The sequence below is a fragment of the Paenibacillus sp. FSL P4-0338 genome (genome assembly GCF_038002365.1).
Taxonomy (GTDB): Bacteria; Bacillota; Bacilli; order Paenibacillales; family Paenibacillaceae; genus Paenibacillus_AQ.
Window position 1 is genome coordinate 3788708 of record NZ_JBBOCG010000001.1, and the last position, 15610, is coordinate 3804317.

14 protein-coding genes, 1 tRNA gene and 1 pseudogene are annotated in these 15610 nt (G+C 46.2%); 6 read left to right on the plus strand and 10 right to left on the minus strand.

All coding sequences use genetic code 11. The features are described 5' to 3' along the window. The first annotated feature begins 408 nt into the window (after nt 1–408). Nucleotides 409–891: a cell wall hydrolase gene (locus MKZ07_RS16625; protein ID WP_036697692.1), complete on the plus strand. Its 483-nt coding sequence runs from the start codon at nt 409–411 to the stop codon at nt 889–891. 86 nt (nt 892–977) lie between these two features. Here the strand turns inward: MKZ07_RS16625 and ltrA (MKZ07_RS16630) are convergent, their stop codons facing one another. Together ltrA (MKZ07_RS16630) and MKZ07_RS16635 are read right to left on the minus strand one after the other, a co-directional pair. Beyond that, entirely contained in the window at nt 978–2369 is a 1392-nt protein-coding gene (ltrA, locus tag MKZ07_RS16630; protein ID WP_084649015.1) for a group II intron reverse transcriptase/maturase, read from the minus strand. Between the two features lie 428 nt (nt 2370–2797). Further along, nucleotides 2798–3532, minus strand: a complete 735-nt coding sequence (locus tag MKZ07_RS16635) for a hypothetical protein (RefSeq protein WP_036697693.1) — start codon at nt 3530–3532, stop codon at nt 2798–2800. A gap of 1222 nt (nt 3533–4754) precedes the next feature. Here MKZ07_RS16635 and MKZ07_RS16640 point away from each other — a divergent pair. Continuing rightward, complete coding sequence (locus MKZ07_RS16640; RefSeq protein WP_036701909.1) at nt 4755–5036, plus strand: hypothetical protein; 282 nt, start codon at nt 4755–4757, stop codon at nt 5034–5036. On the opposite strand, the gene MKZ07_RS16645 is transcribed toward MKZ07_RS16640, so the two are convergent. From MKZ07_RS16645 to MKZ07_RS16655, 3 genes are all read right to left on the minus strand, one after another. Continuing rightward, nucleotides 5029–5193 carry a hypothetical protein gene (locus MKZ07_RS16645; protein ID WP_200869261.1) on the minus strand — a complete coding sequence of 55 codons (165 nt, stop codon included), beginning with the start codon at nt 5191–5193 and terminating at the stop codon, nt 5029–5031. The genes MKZ07_RS16640 and MKZ07_RS16645 overlap by 8 nt on opposite strands. A gap of 12 nt (nt 5194–5205) precedes the next feature. Further along, nucleotides 5206–5571 carry a hypothetical protein gene (locus tag MKZ07_RS16650; RefSeq protein WP_341026629.1) on the minus strand — a complete coding sequence of 122 codons (366 nt, stop codon included), beginning with the start codon at nt 5569–5571 and terminating at the stop codon, nt 5206–5208. A gap of 78 nt (nt 5572–5649) precedes the next feature. Beyond that, nucleotides 5650–5859 carry a hypothetical protein gene (locus tag MKZ07_RS16655; protein ID WP_156949736.1) on the minus strand — a complete coding sequence of 70 codons (210 nt, stop codon included), beginning with the start codon at nt 5857–5859 and terminating at the stop codon, nt 5650–5652. 141 nt (nt 5860–6000) lie between these two features. Between MKZ07_RS16655 and MKZ07_RS16660 the strand changes: the two genes are divergently transcribed. The 3 genes from MKZ07_RS16660 (at nt 6001) to MKZ07_RS16670 (ending at nt 7823) form a co-directional block, all read left to right on the plus strand. Then, a complete protein-coding gene (locus tag MKZ07_RS16660) occupies nt 6001–6222 on the plus strand; it encodes a hypothetical protein (protein ID WP_341026631.1) in 222 nt (73 codons plus the stop codon). 252 nt (nt 6223–6474) lie between these two features. Beyond that, nucleotides 6475–7032, plus strand: coding sequence for a hypothetical protein (locus MKZ07_RS16665; protein ID WP_036694824.1), 558 nt, complete (start codon nt 6475–6477; stop codon nt 7030–7032). Nucleotides 7033–7220: 188 nt separating this feature from the next. Next, nucleotides 7221–7823, plus strand: a complete 603-nt coding sequence (locus MKZ07_RS16670; protein ID WP_051493435.1) for a DUF1906 domain-containing protein — start codon at nt 7221–7223, stop codon at nt 7821–7823. A gap of 271 nt (nt 7824–8094) precedes the next feature. Here the strand turns inward: MKZ07_RS16670 and MKZ07_RS16675 are convergent. From MKZ07_RS16675 to MKZ07_RS16685, 3 genes and pseudogenes are all read right to left on the minus strand, one after another. After that, nucleotides 8095–9542 (minus strand): annotated as a pseudogene (locus tag MKZ07_RS16675) (IS1182 family transposase). A gap of 431 nt (nt 9543–9973) precedes the next feature. Beyond that, nucleotides 9974–10047: transfer RNA gene (locus MKZ07_RS16680), tRNA-Arg, on the minus strand. 187 nt (nt 10048–10234) lie between these two features. Continuing rightward, complete coding sequence (locus MKZ07_RS16685; protein ID WP_036694823.1) at nt 10235–10591, minus strand: hypothetical protein; 357 nt, start codon at nt 10589–10591, stop codon at nt 10235–10237. Nucleotides 10592–10739: 148 nt separating this feature from the next. Here MKZ07_RS16685 and asnB point away from each other — a divergent pair, with 148 nt between their 5' ends. Continuing rightward, nucleotides 10740–12584, plus strand: coding sequence for an asparagine synthase (glutamine-hydrolyzing) (asnB, locus tag MKZ07_RS16690; protein WP_036694822.1), 1845 nt, complete (start codon nt 10740–10742; stop codon nt 12582–12584). A 200-nt stretch (nt 12585–12784) separates the two neighbouring features. On the opposite strand, the gene ltrA (MKZ07_RS16695) is transcribed toward asnB, so the two are convergent. Both ltrA (MKZ07_RS16695) and MKZ07_RS16700 read right to left on the minus strand, forming a co-directional pair. After that, the gene (gene ltrA / locus MKZ07_RS16695) at nt 12785–14077 is read right to left on the minus strand and encodes a group II intron reverse transcriptase/maturase (protein ID WP_036694821.1); all 1293 of its coding nucleotides are present in this window, start codon (nt 14075–14077) and stop codon (nt 12785–12787) included. Nucleotides 14078–14705: 628 nt separating this feature from the next. Further along, nucleotides 14706–15542 (minus strand): aldo/keto reductase, encoded by an 837-nt coding sequence (locus MKZ07_RS16700; RefSeq protein WP_036694820.1) that lies wholly within the window; start codon nt 15540–15542, stop codon nt 14706–14708. Between the last annotated feature and the right edge of the window lie 68 nt (nt 15543–15610).

The window sequence follows — 15610 nt, forward strand, 5'->3', positions numbered from 1 at the left end:
GCTCCGCGCTGCTGCGCTGTTCATCAAGCGGCCATGCCTTCCCCGAGCTTCCCCCGCCGGCCCTTGACCTTGGCTCCGTGCGGGGTGTTAAGCGCTAGGTTATCGGGCCAAGTAACCCCGCAGCGGGGAGTACCGGCTCTTAGGGGGGCGCTCTTGCCGCCTTAGAGCCGGTAGCATCAGCCGTAACACCTTAATCTTTTACTCTGGTATTCCTGATTCGATCCTCCTGCAGAAACTCATTCTAAAAATAACTAGGACAAGAAAAAGACTTTTGCATTTTATATTGCGTAACGTTACGCAATATGTTACAGTATGTGTACAAGATCTTCTCTTCACGAATGCAGGGGGCATTCAGAAGAAGAGAACCCCCCATCTTGATAAATCAAAACTATGAAGGAGAGATTTATTATGGCAATGGGAGATCCAGTATCAAATTTACCAGGTCTGACAGAATTCGAAAACCTTGACCCGACTGATCTGTTGGCACGACTTATTTATTCTGAGGCTTCTACACAAACCAAAACCGGTAAAGCTGGTGTTGCATGGGTAGTCAGTAATCGCGTAGACAAAAATTTGGGTGAATTTGGTGGAAACACATATAAAGGTGTTATCCTCAGATCAGGTGCTTTTGATGGAATGACAAGCATTAATGCTCGTCAACCTAACACATCGAGCACAGCTTGGGCAGATTCGGTAGAACAGGCACTTGCCTCTTCCCGCCTTGGTAACCCTATCGGAACGTGCTTGTGGTTTGTGACCAACACCTATTATGCTTCGCACGTAATTACATCGGGGTCTACAGAGTATTGGAACTTTGGTGCAGGGAACAGAAAAATTGTAGAAAAGAAAGTAATCAAAGACCACACGTTTTTTAAAGTTGAAGGCTATTAATATTTCAATCGAGTAGGAGGGGGCGGCAAACCCCCGTCCTCTCACACCACCGTACATGCGGGTCCGCATACGGCGGTTCCAAAAGGTTAACAAAGCTCTAAGTAACGTGAAAGCAAATTTTTCAGCCCTTTCCCTTCCCAGTAGGAAGTCGGAAGGGCATTATTTGTATTCCGGGACATTTCCCATGCGCCTCGCCGTGAGTTTGCCATTGTGAAACAGGCCCACTCGGGCGTTCCTAGTGCCCGGAGTTCGCGGATTCGTGTGCGTACTCGTTTCCACTGTTTCCACAGGCACATTCGCAACCTTCTTCGAATCCACTGGTCCAGCGTTTGGAGGTGTTTCTTGGCCGATGCCAAATGGAAATAGCCTAGCCAGCCCATCAGATATTGATTTAATCGGCTTATTCGTTCTTCCATTGAGATGGACCAGGTTCGGTTCGTTAGCTCTCGAATTCTCTCTTTGCATGCTTTAAGACTCTTCGGCGCTATTCGTATGGTTGCCTGTTTCTGGCTCAGGAAACTGAATCCTAGGAACTTCCGGTGCCAGGGTCTGGCTACCGCACTTTTCTCCCGGTTCACTTTCAGTTTTAACTTTCCTTCTACAAATCGGCTGACCGATTCCATGACCCGTTCGCCCGCTCGTTTACTCGCCACAAAGATATTACAGTCGTCCGCGTAGCGTACAAACCGCAGTCCGCGTCCGGTCAATTCCTTATCCAGATCATCCAATAGAATGTTTGCCAGAAGCGGACTGAGCGGACCGCCTTGTGGCGTTCCTTCCCGGCTATGCTCCAGCTTTCCATTGACTATCACTCCGGCGCTAAGATACGCGCGAATCAGTGTTAGTACTCTCTTGTCTGCTACTTTCCGCGCAACCCTTGCCATGAGCCTATCGTGATTTACCCGGTCAAAGAATTTCTCGAGATCGAGGTCTACGATCCATCTCAAACCACTTTGGATATATCTTTGTGCTTGTTTCACGGCGTCATGGGCGCTCTTTCCCGGCCGAAATCCGTAGCTGTACCACGAGAATCCTGCGTCAAAGACCGGATTCATGACTTGTAGAAGAGCCTGCTGGAGAAAGCGGTCCATTACCGTCGGGATGCCTAGCAGCCGTACGCCGCCTCCGGATTTGGGGATTTCCACCCGTTTGACGGGTGCAGGTTTATAGGTACCCGCAAGAAGTTCGGCTTTCACCGGTTCCCAATGTGTTTTCAAATAAGCCTGTAGATTCGCTACCGTTACATTGTCCACACCGGGTGCTCCTCCGTTCTGGACCACTCGTTTGTATGCGAGCCGAAGGTTATCTCCTTCGAGCATTCGCTCCAGCAGGTGGCTCTCTGCTTTGCGAGAGGAAAGGCCGACTTGTGCCGATGAAGAACTCGGCGCTCCGGCATACCCTGACGGCTTCACCGCTTCTCTTTGCCGCAAGCTCTCTTGCGAGATATTCTGCTGTCGTTGCTCTTCATGCGAACGCATCGGTTTCCTCTCTCCTTTCGGTTCAGCCCTTCCGTAAACTGTTGCAACAGTTTACGTACTATGGCTTCTGCTGACTCCTGCCAGTTCAGCGTAGCCTCTCAGCTACGGTTACAAGTTTTTTTTCCTTGCATATCCGACAGGCCTCCCCAGATAAGAACGTCATCTTTCCGCCCGCGCCTGCCCAAGTCTACGGCTACAGCACTTGGCAGCTTTGGATTTTGTCATGTGTGGGTGACTCATCCGGCTGCAGCCGCCTCTAATTGGATTCGTGTACCTCAGGCCGTGCTTTTGCCTCCGGCTTCCTTCAGATTCCACCTCACGGTAGACACCCTTGCCCTTGGCTAACGGTAGGCGCTTGCCAGCCCCCGCTCGGGACTTTCACCCTAAAGATGACGCCCATGCTGGGCGTACGACTAAAAGAAGGAAGCTCATAATGAGCTTCCTTCTTTTGTAATCTCTATTTTAAACGGCTCTAATTTCCCATTAAAAAATGCATATCTAATGATTGCATCCCCTAAATAATTACCTGTTGAAATCTGAATGGGTAGCTCCGCAATAAGCTGATTATCCTTTATTCCAAATCTCAATATATTCTGAACCGTCGGTTGCTCAAACCAATCGTTTGAATCGCTCTCACTGAATTCAAATAAGTGCTCCTGACCACCAACTGAAACTGTATACTGTCGAATTTCCTTATCTTTTTTTAGATTAACTTTAAGATGGCTTAGAACAAATTCTCTTGGATCTGAAACTGATATTTCTGTAAAATCTGATTTAAGCACATGCACTTCCGAATCATGTACTCCAGTCCCTGCGCCTTTTGTCAGAACAATGACAATTTCATCTTCTCCATCTGCATCTAACTCAATGACCGATATTTGAGGATAGAAGGAGGGGTTCGTTATATTGATCCAATTGAATGTTTTCGTTTCTCCATTTATTACAACATCTAATGACGAAAATATGTCTTTTTGTGCTTTTTCTTGAACACCATAAATAGCAATTTTCTTATCTGACGTCCCGGATAGTAGTGTATTGGGAATTGATGTAACTGGTGTTGACGCATTTCCATCAATCTTTTTCGGACTTGAAGACTGATTATTTGCCCCACATCCGGATAACAAAATAGCTCCTACCATTGTGACAATCATAATTTTTCTCAAAAATATATCCTCCATTTACATTTTTTTTAAGTATATACATTCTTATAATCCAATAAGTTTAAAAAATGTATTTTGTTTTTAAAAAAAAAGTAACATTTTAGTATACGCTTACTTGTAATTTCCAGAAAAGATGGCTGTTTTTCCGACTTAGAGCCGGTATGTAAAAAGAAAAGAACTTTCCCCTGAAGGAAAGTCCTTTATAGAGAATTCGCACCTCAGCCCCAGCCTGCACCATGTCCCATTGTCGTAACACATAGTAAACAGTCGCAATTACTGTTCTTCTTCAGCTCCAGCTTCTTCATAAACTCTACAGCCGAAAGCTCATTATGCTTCCAGCTCTTATAATTGGAATCCAAGATGTTTCTTTGCCCAGGTGTAAGAGTTTTCAAATTAATTTGTGGCCGCCCCAGGTGCTTCCCTTTTTTCTTAGCTTCAGCAATCCCTTCAGCCTGGGCTTGTTTAATATCGTTTGTCTCTTCTTCAGCCAGCTTAAAAGCTGAAGCACTACATCCATAATGAGCTGATTGATCCCATCCATCTCCTGGTACTTGCGCGTATCAAGTATGGGAATGTCGATCACAACCACATGAACCTTCGCATCGATCAGCCATTGCCACTCCTTAAAATTCCCTGTTTCTTTCTACCAAAACGATTGATAGATTTAACAAACAAGGTGTCTCCTTCACGAAGTACACGCTTCAGAAGCTGATATCCGATCGGTCAAAATTCTTACCGCTGACCTTGCCTACAAAAATATATTCGTCTGAAATCCCCTGTTCGACGTAATACAGTTAATTGCCTATCTTCATTTTGATTTTTCGTAGAAACTCTAGCGTATCCGTATTCTCTAATAATTGTTCTCATGATTCACTCCTACTTGTCCAAAAAAGGTATACCTTACGGATATAAATCCCCACATCCAAAAAGAAGGTCGATTATGATGTATCGTAACGTTACGCTTTATGGTATAATGAATAAAAATAGGAAGTTATTTCAAGGTATGTCCATTGTTTACCTCTTTTGAAAACTCCCTATAAAACATTATTTGATAAAATCTACCACAAAACGTCAATATTGTAACCTGAAAAATCGAAACATATCATTCCTTTTCTACGTAAAAAATATACTCCTGTGGAAATTACGCCCTTAACATGCGAACAAACGTTTGGTATAATGGGAAGACTAAGTACAGAAACGGCATTCAATTAAAAGGGGGTCCCTCATGTTAGTTATTGAAAACCAATTGCCCAATGTATCCTCAGATGTAAAGCAACATATTATGGGGATCATAGAAGCAAGCCCAACCTCTCAATTTCATTGTCATGTAACAACAGAAATCCCTAATGTGTATGTTTATCTAATTGAAGACAACCCGTTAGAATGCTATTCTATTTTCCATGCCTTTTCGTATGACAATATTGATCCAGATTATTCCTATCAATGTTTTACTATTGACCAAATTCATAAAATGCACCAATTCATTGAAAAGGCTAAATTCATTTAGCCTTTTTTTCCTTTATTACACGTTCATATTCTTCTTCAATGGTTTTAGATAACAGTTCGGTTGCTGTCATATTCAGCTTTTTTGCAGCTGTAGCTAATTGCTTTTTTATATAGACAGGTACGTCATAATGAAACTTAACCTTATTTCCGTATGCCATCGTCTATTCCCCTTATCCTATAATTTCTTGGTATTTATTTTCAATAATACGTATTAATAATTGAGTCGCTGATATTTCTTGTAATGCTGCTGCTTCAATTAGTTTTTCCTTGATTTCAGGCTGAAACTCATAGGGTAATTTCAGCTTAGGCTCTACCATACGGCCATCTAATGTTTTTTCAGCATCCAGTGCAAGTTTCACTAAAGCATCTAGGGACGAATCATTAGAAGCTTCTCGTCCATACTTGGGCAATACTCGTATTAAGTAATTTTTTAAAGCCTTCTGATTTTCCTCCGGTATTTCTATACCAAAATGCTCACCATTGATTTTAATATCACAATCGACCGCAAATCCAAATAGATTAATACTGTACTTCATATTTCCCCTCCTTATCAGCTATGGATATTATATAGCGATTCGTAACCCCTCACAATATTATTATCCACCTTCTTGTAACTAATTTTCATTTAAATTTGAACTTATGCCTAGCAATTCGGAAAAAATAGCATTGCCTTTAGCTTTATGATTAGCTATTAAACTGTGTGTAGCCATAACAACCAGTTGTGTTTGAGACAATCCAGTTTTTTCCGATATCTCTAGCAACTCTTTTCTGGCACTTTCCGGAAGATACACAGTGAGCCTAGGAGGCTTTTCTTTCGATTCCATTCGCATCACCCTATTATTATTTATTTCTATTTTAGCATATATTTTATATCATAGTAACATATAATAAGTGTTATTTTAAAAAATATAGCGTAACGTTTCGTTATGTAATATAATAAAGCCAAAGAAGGGAGGTATTTACTTATGGATCTCCAGGCTGTTGTTCAGCTAATCGGAAACGTAGGATTTCCCATTGCTCTTTCTCTGATTCTTCTCCAGACGATACTCATCAAATTCACCAAACAAATGGATGGATTAGAGAAACGCTTGGCTCAGCTTGATAAGACGATAAATCTGATGGTTAAGACGTATCATCAAAGTACATCAAAATCAGCTATTCGCCAGGATAAAAAAGAAGACGGTTGAGATTAGGTTATCTGTATCTTATGAGCATATAAACTCCATTCAATTGAACGGAGTTTATACTGCGTTATGTACCCCGTTATTAGCCAGATACCAAAGAAGGTTTATCCAACAATTCGGGAAACCTGCTGATTTAGTTCGCTGGATCTGTGAAGAGTTTCAAAAAAGAAACTTATATGAGAAGATTATGCAACTTTTGAAAGAGCAGTTCAGTCTATTATTATGAGGTGACAAATCAACAAGGAGGATAATTAAATGGACTACAAAGGGAAAGTCGTGGTTATCGGCCTGCTATTTGGGGCTTTATTAGCAGGATGCAGTCAGAATGAAAATTCATCTTCAAATAATACAACCACTCTTGGAACAGAACAAAATCAGGATGTAAATTCCACCAATAATGAAGGTGAAGGAATGGCAGAAGCAGAGCCACTATCTTATACAGCAGAGCAAAAAAATGAAATTAGTGAAGCTGCTAAGAAAGCTGGATTAGATAAAGTCTACATCCCTACAGTAGGATTAGGTGTCGATGATTATCTGGATCGTGTTGAAGCTAAAGACAATCAAGTCCGTATTGTATTTATTCGAGGTTCAATCACTCAATCCAAAGAAGAACTTAAACCAACTAAAGAGATTGCTTCGACTAAAAAAGTTGAGCTTTCTAAAAATGTATCTGGGGAATGGATTACTCAAGAGAATGGAGCAACGTATTTATACTTTGAAATGGACAGACTGCATTTCAGTATGGAGTCAGCTAAAGACATTTCTCAGGCTGATTATGAAAGAGCGGCTGCTTCGCTTGAACCATTAGAGTAAGTTTTCTAACTATCTCCTCACTATGAAGAGATAGTTTTTTTATCTTAATATATTGCGTAACGTTACGTTATATGATATTGTAACAACTAAGCAAAACCAATTGACCTTTGGAATGTGTGGGGTACACATCCACAAGGCCATACCCCGTTCAGGTTTTTGCTATACCAAATAGACGGAGGTAATTTATTATGGCAGCAGGTGTGGATACATTAAATGTAGTAAGTTCATCAGTGGCGAATTGCTTGGTTAGCAACGGTCAAACTTTTGTAGGTCGCTACTATCGACCGGCGGCTTCTAGTTATTACAGCAGTCGTTTGCAAAATGCTGAAGCACGTACCATTTCCAATGCGGGTCTTTATATCATTTCCATTTTTCAGTACAATTCGAGATCAGCGTCTTACTTTACCAGTAGCCAAGCTCATGCAGACGGTGCTACTGCTGTAAACCAAGCAGTGGCTGCCGGTCAGCCCTCTGGCACGGCCATTTATTTTACTGTGGACTACGACGCAAGCGCAAGTGATCTGAGTAATTCTATTATTCCTTACTTGAACATTGTAAAGACCTATACGGACAGCTACGGCTATCAACTAGGAATTTACGGGGGATATAGAACAACGACAACAGTCGGAGCATCTATTCCGGGCATTTATCGTTGGCAGACTGTTGCTTGGAGCAATGGCCAGAATGATTCCAATCGACGCCTTTATCAGTATGTAATCGATACTCCCGTTTGCGGTGGGAATTTTGATAAAAACGAGAGCAACGGGAATGCTGGAGGATGGCGATTGTAGTAGACGATCAACGAAGAAGAACAACCGCTTGCGGTTGTTCTTCTTTGATATGGTGCGCTACTATAAAATCACTCTACCCGGCTTATAGAAAGCTTTTAGGATAGCCTCATAACGTGTCGGGTATAAAAGAAGCCGCCTTTCTGAGAGGCCACTGAAAAACTTGTGGTTTTTTTAAAAGTGTAACGTGCTCGAAAAAAAAGATGACCCCTCTCCCAATATCTGGGTATAGGGTCGTCTTTTCGGTATCTAGTCCGGTCTTTGGGTATGTTTCTTACTTCCTTAATTTCAATATCCGTTTCACATTCACGGTAGAAATAGCCATAGCCCCTTGTAATTCCATGTTAACTAGACCCGAGGACGAAGCTACATCATACCCGTGCCGGTGTTTCAATTCGCTGTTCTTCGCTTCAATTTTGTAGCGTTCTTTGGCCTTCTCTTTGAAATACTCGCTCTTTTGGAACGCCATTTGATCCGTGTGCTCGCTAGATTTAATACTTACCGAATACGTCTTGCTTTTAGCTCATTCGGTATAGCCCCCCTCTTTAAATGGACATCTCTTGCACTCTTCGACGTTGAAGTAATACGTATCGCTTTGGTTTTTACCGCGACCTTTTTTGCCTTACCGCGCTTTCCGAATCGCCATGTGGCCGGCTTTACATACATGCCTGCGTCTTTGTTAAACTGAAATTCGTCTTCTTTCTTACGGCTTCCTTGCGCAATTTGTGGATTCAGCTTCGCCACAAGTTCAAATTCGTTTGTTTTTGCATAGGCGATATTATCTTTTTCCGAATAGGCCGTGTCTCCAATAACGGTGCTAACATCCATGCCAGCTGCCTTGCTTTTTCCAATCAGGTTCTGTAGTTGCTTGCCGTCATTTTTTTCACCCGTTGTGACAATCGCCGCCGTAATGATTCGTTCTTCGATCATGGCAATATGCGTTTTGTAACCAAAAAATGAGGAATCCGCACTTTTATGCCCGACCTCTGCCTCTTGATCTCCCGAGATCCGAAGCTGTTCAAGATCATCTGAGTCCGTTTTTTTAAGCAGATTCAGTGGTTCTTTGATCTTAGGCAGCGCATAGACACCGCCTTTTGCTTCCACAACCGCGATGAGTTTCTCGCAGTAGGCGATTTCGTCCTCCAGTACATCGCTGGTATTTTTCGTCGGAAATTTGGCCTTGAGAGATTCATCCACTTTGTAATTGGCCTTCCGTAGTTTGCGAGAACGGTCTTGCAGGATTTCCCTCGGGGACTTCTGGTTGTAACGTGCTTTCGTATGTGTCGCATCGACGATGATTGCTTTGCATTGGATGACACCCTTCTCGATTGCGATTTCAACCGTCTTGTTAATCAGCATGTCGAGTAGATTGAGATCCTTTAATCGCAGTTTTCGGAACTTCGTTAACGAACTGGATTCAATCACGGAATCCTCTGGCGCCATGTCCAGGAAGTACTTGAACGACATGTCGTATTTGGACCGCTCCACAATATCAGCGTCAGATAACTCAAAAATGGCTTTGAGCAACAAGTACTTGAACATCCGAATCGGGTCGATTGCGTTTCTTCCGTTATCCAGGCAGTAGTTCTGTTTAAGCTTCTCATACACAAAGGAAAAGTCAACGAGCTCATTGATTTGCCGCAGCATATTGTCTTTAGGAACGACCAAGGTATAGAGTTCAATATATGGACTGACCACCAGTGTTTGCTGTAGTTGGATCAATGGGCTCACCTTTTCTCTTGAGATACTTTCATTATATAAGAAAAGGGTACAACCTCTCCTCATTTGTCTGAAGTGGCCGTACCTTTCCAACTCTATAGGGACTTTTTCAGTGGCCTCCCCGAAGGAAGGCTGCTATTTTGACGTCCCGGAAGGGATACAGCCCATTCGGGCTGATTGCGAAGTAATCCTATCGAAGCTTATGCTCCAACGTCCCCTCGCTGATGCGACTGGGTTCTCATCCACCGAACGCCAAAACAGCCTTCCCGAAGGAAGGCTGCTGTTGTGACGTCCCGGAAGGGATACAGCCCTTTCGGGCTGATTGCGAAGTAATCCTATCGAAGCTTATGCTCCAACGTCCCCTCGCTGACGCGACTCGGTTCTCATCCCCCGAACGCCAAAACAGCCTTCCCGAAGGAAGGCTGCTGTTGTGACGTCCCGGAAGGGATTCGAACCCCCGACCGTGCGCTTAGAAGGCGCATGCTCTATCCAACTGAGCTACCGGGACATGTAGGATAACATTGTATCATTTGAAGCTTTTGAAGAGATATGTATTAACGCAACGTTATTTATTATACCTGATTCACCAGAATTAGCAAGACCAAACTCTTCCAGTTAAGAAGCTTCCCGTGATCTCATACGGAAAGCTCCTGCTCTATAGTCAAGCCTGGACATGACCTGCGGAAGCTGTGGGCTCAGGGAACCTGCCGGAAATGCTCGCCCAGCTGCCGCTTCAGATCGCCGAAGATCAATAGCTCGCGCTGGAATTTGGAACGTTCATCCTCCGGGGTCATCACCGTGCTGCCGGTGAAGCCGCTGACCGTAACGTCCTGGAAGGCATCATGCAGATTATTGTCGAACCAGTCGGTGGCCGTATCCGCATCATTCGTCAGAATCCGGACAATTTCAAAGCCCTCCTCGCGCTGATCCTCAACAATATACACCAGCAGCGCGGAATCGCCCACAGCTCCGGGCAATACGCCAACCTCTGCGCAAGGCGCACCGTCGTAATCAGTCATTCTGCGAATTTTGGCGTCTTTAATGTAATACACTTGTCATCATCCCTCCTGGCAAATTTCCCTCTCCCCTAGTGTTCGGATAAGGACATACATTTTATCCCTTCAATCGGCATATATCTGTATTACTTGGCAAAAAAGAAAGGACAGACAACAATCGCACAAAAGAGAGGATGAATCAGACATGTGCGGAATAACCGGATTTGTCCAGTGGCGCGGTGATCTTACAGGGCACTCGCAACTGCTCGTCAGAATGACCGAAACGTTAGCCAACCGCGGACCGGATGCAGCCGGAACCTGGATTTCAGGGCCCATTGCCTTCGGACACCGCCGACTCAGCGTCATCGATCCCGAGAACGGTGCACAGCCGATGATTGCCCGCCATGAGGATAAGTTGTACGCAATAGTATATAACGGCGAGCTATATAATGCCCCTGAGCTCAAAAAAGAGCTGAAGCAGCGCGGGCATCATTTTCTCACGGAATGCGATACCGAGGTTCTGCTGCATGCCTACATCGAATGGGGGCCGGATTGCACGGAGAAGCTCAATGGTATCTTCGCCTTTGCCGTCTGGGACAGCTTGCGCGATCAGGTATTCCTGGCCCGCGACCGTCTGGGCGTGAAGCCGCTGTTCTACAGCCAAGTCGATGACGTCTTCGTCTTCGGGTCCGAGCCCAAGGCGCTGCTGCAGCACCCCCTCGTCCAGCCGAAGGTCGGGCCGGAGGGTCTGGCCGAGATTTTCATTATCGGTCCGGCACGGACTCCGGGACAAGGGGTATATAAAGATATATTCGAGCTGCGCCCCGGTCATGCCATGATTTACAGCCGCAGCGGAATCCGCAGCTATGCCTACTGGAAGCTGGAGAGTGTCCAGCATACCGATAACGTGGATGAGACGGCAGCACGGGTGCGTGAATTGCTTCAGGATACGCTGGAGCGCCAGCTGGTCTCCGATGTCCCGGTATGCTCGCTGCTCTCCGGCGGACTCGATTCCAGCGCCCTGACCGCGCTTGCCGTAGATTATTACAAGCGGACCGGCCAGGGCCGGGTCGATACCTTCTCGGTCGATTATGTAGACAACGATAAGCATTTCAAAAGCCATACCTTCCAGCCCGGAGCCGATGGTCCCTGGATTCAGCGGATGGTCGACGAGCTGGATACGAACCATCACTTTATCGCTTTTGACACACCGGAGCTGGTGGCCGCACTTGATAATGCCTTATACTCCCGCGATTTGCCGGGGATGACCGACGTGGATTCCTCACTCTATTTGTTCTGCCAGGAGATCAAAAAGAAGGCCACCGTAGCCATCTCAGGCGAAGCAGCAGACGAAATCTTCGGCGGCTATCCCTGGTTCCACCGCGAGGAGATGTTATCTTCAGGTACCTTCCCCTGGTCAGTGGCCCCCCATATGCGTGCTGGATTATTATCGCCGGAAATCCATGAGTGGATACGTCCGCTGGAATATTTAGGTGACCGTTACAGCGATGCGGTGGCTGAGGTACCGAAGCTTGAAGGTGAGACCGGCAAACAGGCACAGATGCGTGTCATGTCCTATCTCAACATTACCCGCTTCATGCCTACCCTGCTGGACCGCAAGGACCGGATGAGCATGGGCGTGGGACTCGAGGTACGCGTTCCTTATTGTGACCACCGGCTGGTGCAATATGTTTTTAACATTCCATGGGAGATTAAGATGGTAGGCAACCGGGAGAAAGGCATCCTGCGCAAGGCGCTGGAGGGTGTACTGCCGGACGATGTGCTCTACCGCAAAAAAAGCCCTTACCCCAAAACGCATAACCCTGCTTATCTGAACAAGGTGCGCTCACAGGTGCTGAGAATTCTGGACGATCCCTCCTCCCCCATCCTCCCGCTCGTTGATCCGGCCAAAATCAGAGAAATCGCCGCATCGCCAGAGTCCTCGACCAATCTGCCGTGGTTCGGCCAGCTGATGTCCGGCCCGCAATTATTCGCTTATCTGGCCCAGGTCAACCTGTGGCTGAAGACATACAATGTGTCGATCGGCTGAGTTCAAATCAAGTGGAAACGGCTTTGCCGTCCTTTTAAAGGACGGTACCGTTTCAGCGAGAAATAGAAGGATAATTTATAGAGTGAAACTTATAAATTCTAGAGTAAAGGGCTGGTGCAACCCAGCCCCTCCTCATCAAACCGTACGTGAGGTTTTCCCTCATACGGCTTTCCGATGTTTGTCATTCATCGGCATGCAGATTACAATAGCGTTTTTAGTCCATATTGGATGGTCAAATATCTAACTTCTGACCGGGATCTCATCCATCTTCCTCGTTGTCTCTTCTTCGCATACCACCGGGTAAATCGTTGCAGAATATACCAATCCAGTTTTGCTAACCTCTTTTGGCTGTACTTTGTGTAATAGTAGTTTCTCCATCCTTGAATCTTGGGATTGAGCCATTCCACGTGTTCCGCAAACGATTTCGAACGCATGCTGGGCGGTGCTAATCTTTCTTTAACCACGCCTCGAATTCGTTCCTCCGCCTTCTTCGTTAGCCACTGCTGCGTGGTGTAATACACCTTGCCTTGGGATGTTTCTGCCTTCTTTTTCCGGTGGTGCATTCCTAAGAAGTCGAATCCTTCGTCTCCTGTCCATAAGCCGACAATACGGGTTTTGGTTGGGTGTAGCGTCAGCTCCAGACGTTCCATGATTCTGCGTATGAGTTCATACGCATGTCCGGCGTCCTTTTTAGTTTTACAGACCACCACAAGATCGTCTGCATACCTCGTGAGTTCACCTACTCCTTTCCCGTGTTTTTCCCACAGTCGGTCAAAATAGTTCAGATAGATGTTCGCCAAAAGTGGTGAGATCACTCCACCTTGTGGTGTGCCTAAATCGGAACGTCTTACGTTTCCTTCTTCCATGACTCCCGCCTGAAGCCACTTCCGGATTAACTTCAGGATTCGTCTGTCATTGATACGCATTTGTACCAATTTCATCAGTTTCTCCTGGTTAATATTGTCGAAGTAACCTTGGATGTCGACGTCGACTACCCAATTTCCTTTGCGGTTGCAGGCTTTCCGGATTCGATCCAGTGCTCCTTTCGCACTTCGCTTCGGGCGAAATCCGAAGGATACTTCTTCGAAATCCGCTTCGAAGATCGGTTCAATGACGAGTTTGGTTGCCATCTGCACCACTCGGTCGCGCACGCTGGGTATGCCCAGCGGTCTTGGTTTCCCGTCTTTCTTTGGGATATAGTGCCGCCGTACGGGCTGTGGGTGGTAGTTACCATCCTTTAATGCTCGCTCGCAGTCTTTGAGAAATTGCACTTCTCCTTGTTTCTCAATATCCGCGAGCGTCACCGTATCTACTCCGGCAGCCCCCTTGTTCGCTTTCACCCGTTTCCAGGCTTCACTCAGCACATCCCAGCGGTAGACTTTGTCGTACAGTGCATGGAATTTACGCTTGTTGTTCTCCTTGGCCGCATGACCTAGCTTTTCTTGGAGTTCTTGAACTTTTTCCTTAGGTGTCGTTAGCCTACTGGCATTCACTCACTCGTACCTCCTCCAAAAGCATAAACAAAGCAGGGCTCCTTCTCTCCCTAAGGTTATGTTGTCCTTAGGTTCCTCGGTACTATGAGCCCCTCGGACTCCCTTCCCACAGACGGTTCATTTCATCTTTTGGACTTATAGAGCGTCTTTTTACGGGTTTCTAAAAAAAAAATCCTCCCGTGTGGGGGAGGGTCTCCCCAGTTCACTATGTCTTCTTTCCTTCCATGCCGATCCCCATACGCCGGAGGATTCTTCACTGCCGTTCCAAGTTCTCTGCAGCTTCCATGGTCTTCACCCATATAAGCGAGGTTCGACTTCCTCTCTTCCCCCTTGCGGGGCCTTTATGACGACGCGGCAGGATTCACTTCATGTTACGGCCTGGCGGGTTGCTCGCCCTGTCTCTGACCGGACTTTTGTCGATGCGCTTCTACGCACGGATTTCGCCGTACGCAGGCATCCTAGCTACACGGGGGCTTGGCCCCTCCCGTGACCGGACTTTCACCGGTTAGAAGATACGCGCTTTCTGGGCACGCCTTATATTTTGAAAAAGGTGCCCGCCCAGAATGTACAGCACACATTCTGGAGGGCACCTCTTGTATAGCAATATCTTCATCAATCTATCTGAACCCTAGAAATTAAAATTATCCGGGTCCGGGCCGAAGCGGTGGTTCTGATTCAGCTCCTCTATGGCCTTAACATCCTCATCGCTGAGTGTGAAGTCGAAGAATCCGGCGTTCTCGATAATCCGCTCCTGATGGACCGACTTCGGAATGGTGATGACACCCTGCTGCAGATCCCAGCGCAGAACAATCTGTGCTGCCGTCTTGCCGTAACGCTCTGCCAGTTCCTTCAGCAGCGGCAGGTCCAGATTCCCCTGCATGAGCGGACTCCAGGCTTCCAGCTGGATATCATGCTTCCGTGCATACTTCAGCAATTCACGCTGGGTCAGTAGCGGATGGAATTCCACCTGGTCCACCACCGGGACCACTCCGCTGTCCTCGATGATGTCCTCCAGATGATGCGTCTGGAAGTTGCTCACCCCGATGGACTTAACCAGCCCTTCCTTTTGCAGATGAATCAGCGCTTTCCAGGTTTCTTTATATTTGCCGGCTACCGGCCAGTGGATCAAATACAAATCTACCTGCTCCAGGCCCAGCTTCTTGCGGCTGACTTCAAAAGCCTTCAGTGTCGATTCATACCCCTGATCCGGGTTGTGGACCTTGGTGGTAATAAACAGCTCTTCCCGGGGGACTCCGCATTCACGGATCGCCTGCCCCACACCCTCTTCATTGTTATAGCCGGCAGCCGTATCAATACTGCGATACCCCGTCTCCACCGCAGACTTCACCGCGCGGATAACCTCTTCGCCATCCTTGGTCTGCCATACGCCAAGACCCAGCCACGGCATGGTCACTCCATCGTTCAGGGTAGGCCCGCCTGTAAATGGTGCGTTCTTTTCACTCATATCGATACCCTCCAAGCCTAATTTGAATTCAACAAGCTTCCTTAACCGTATTACCGCTCTCATAATCA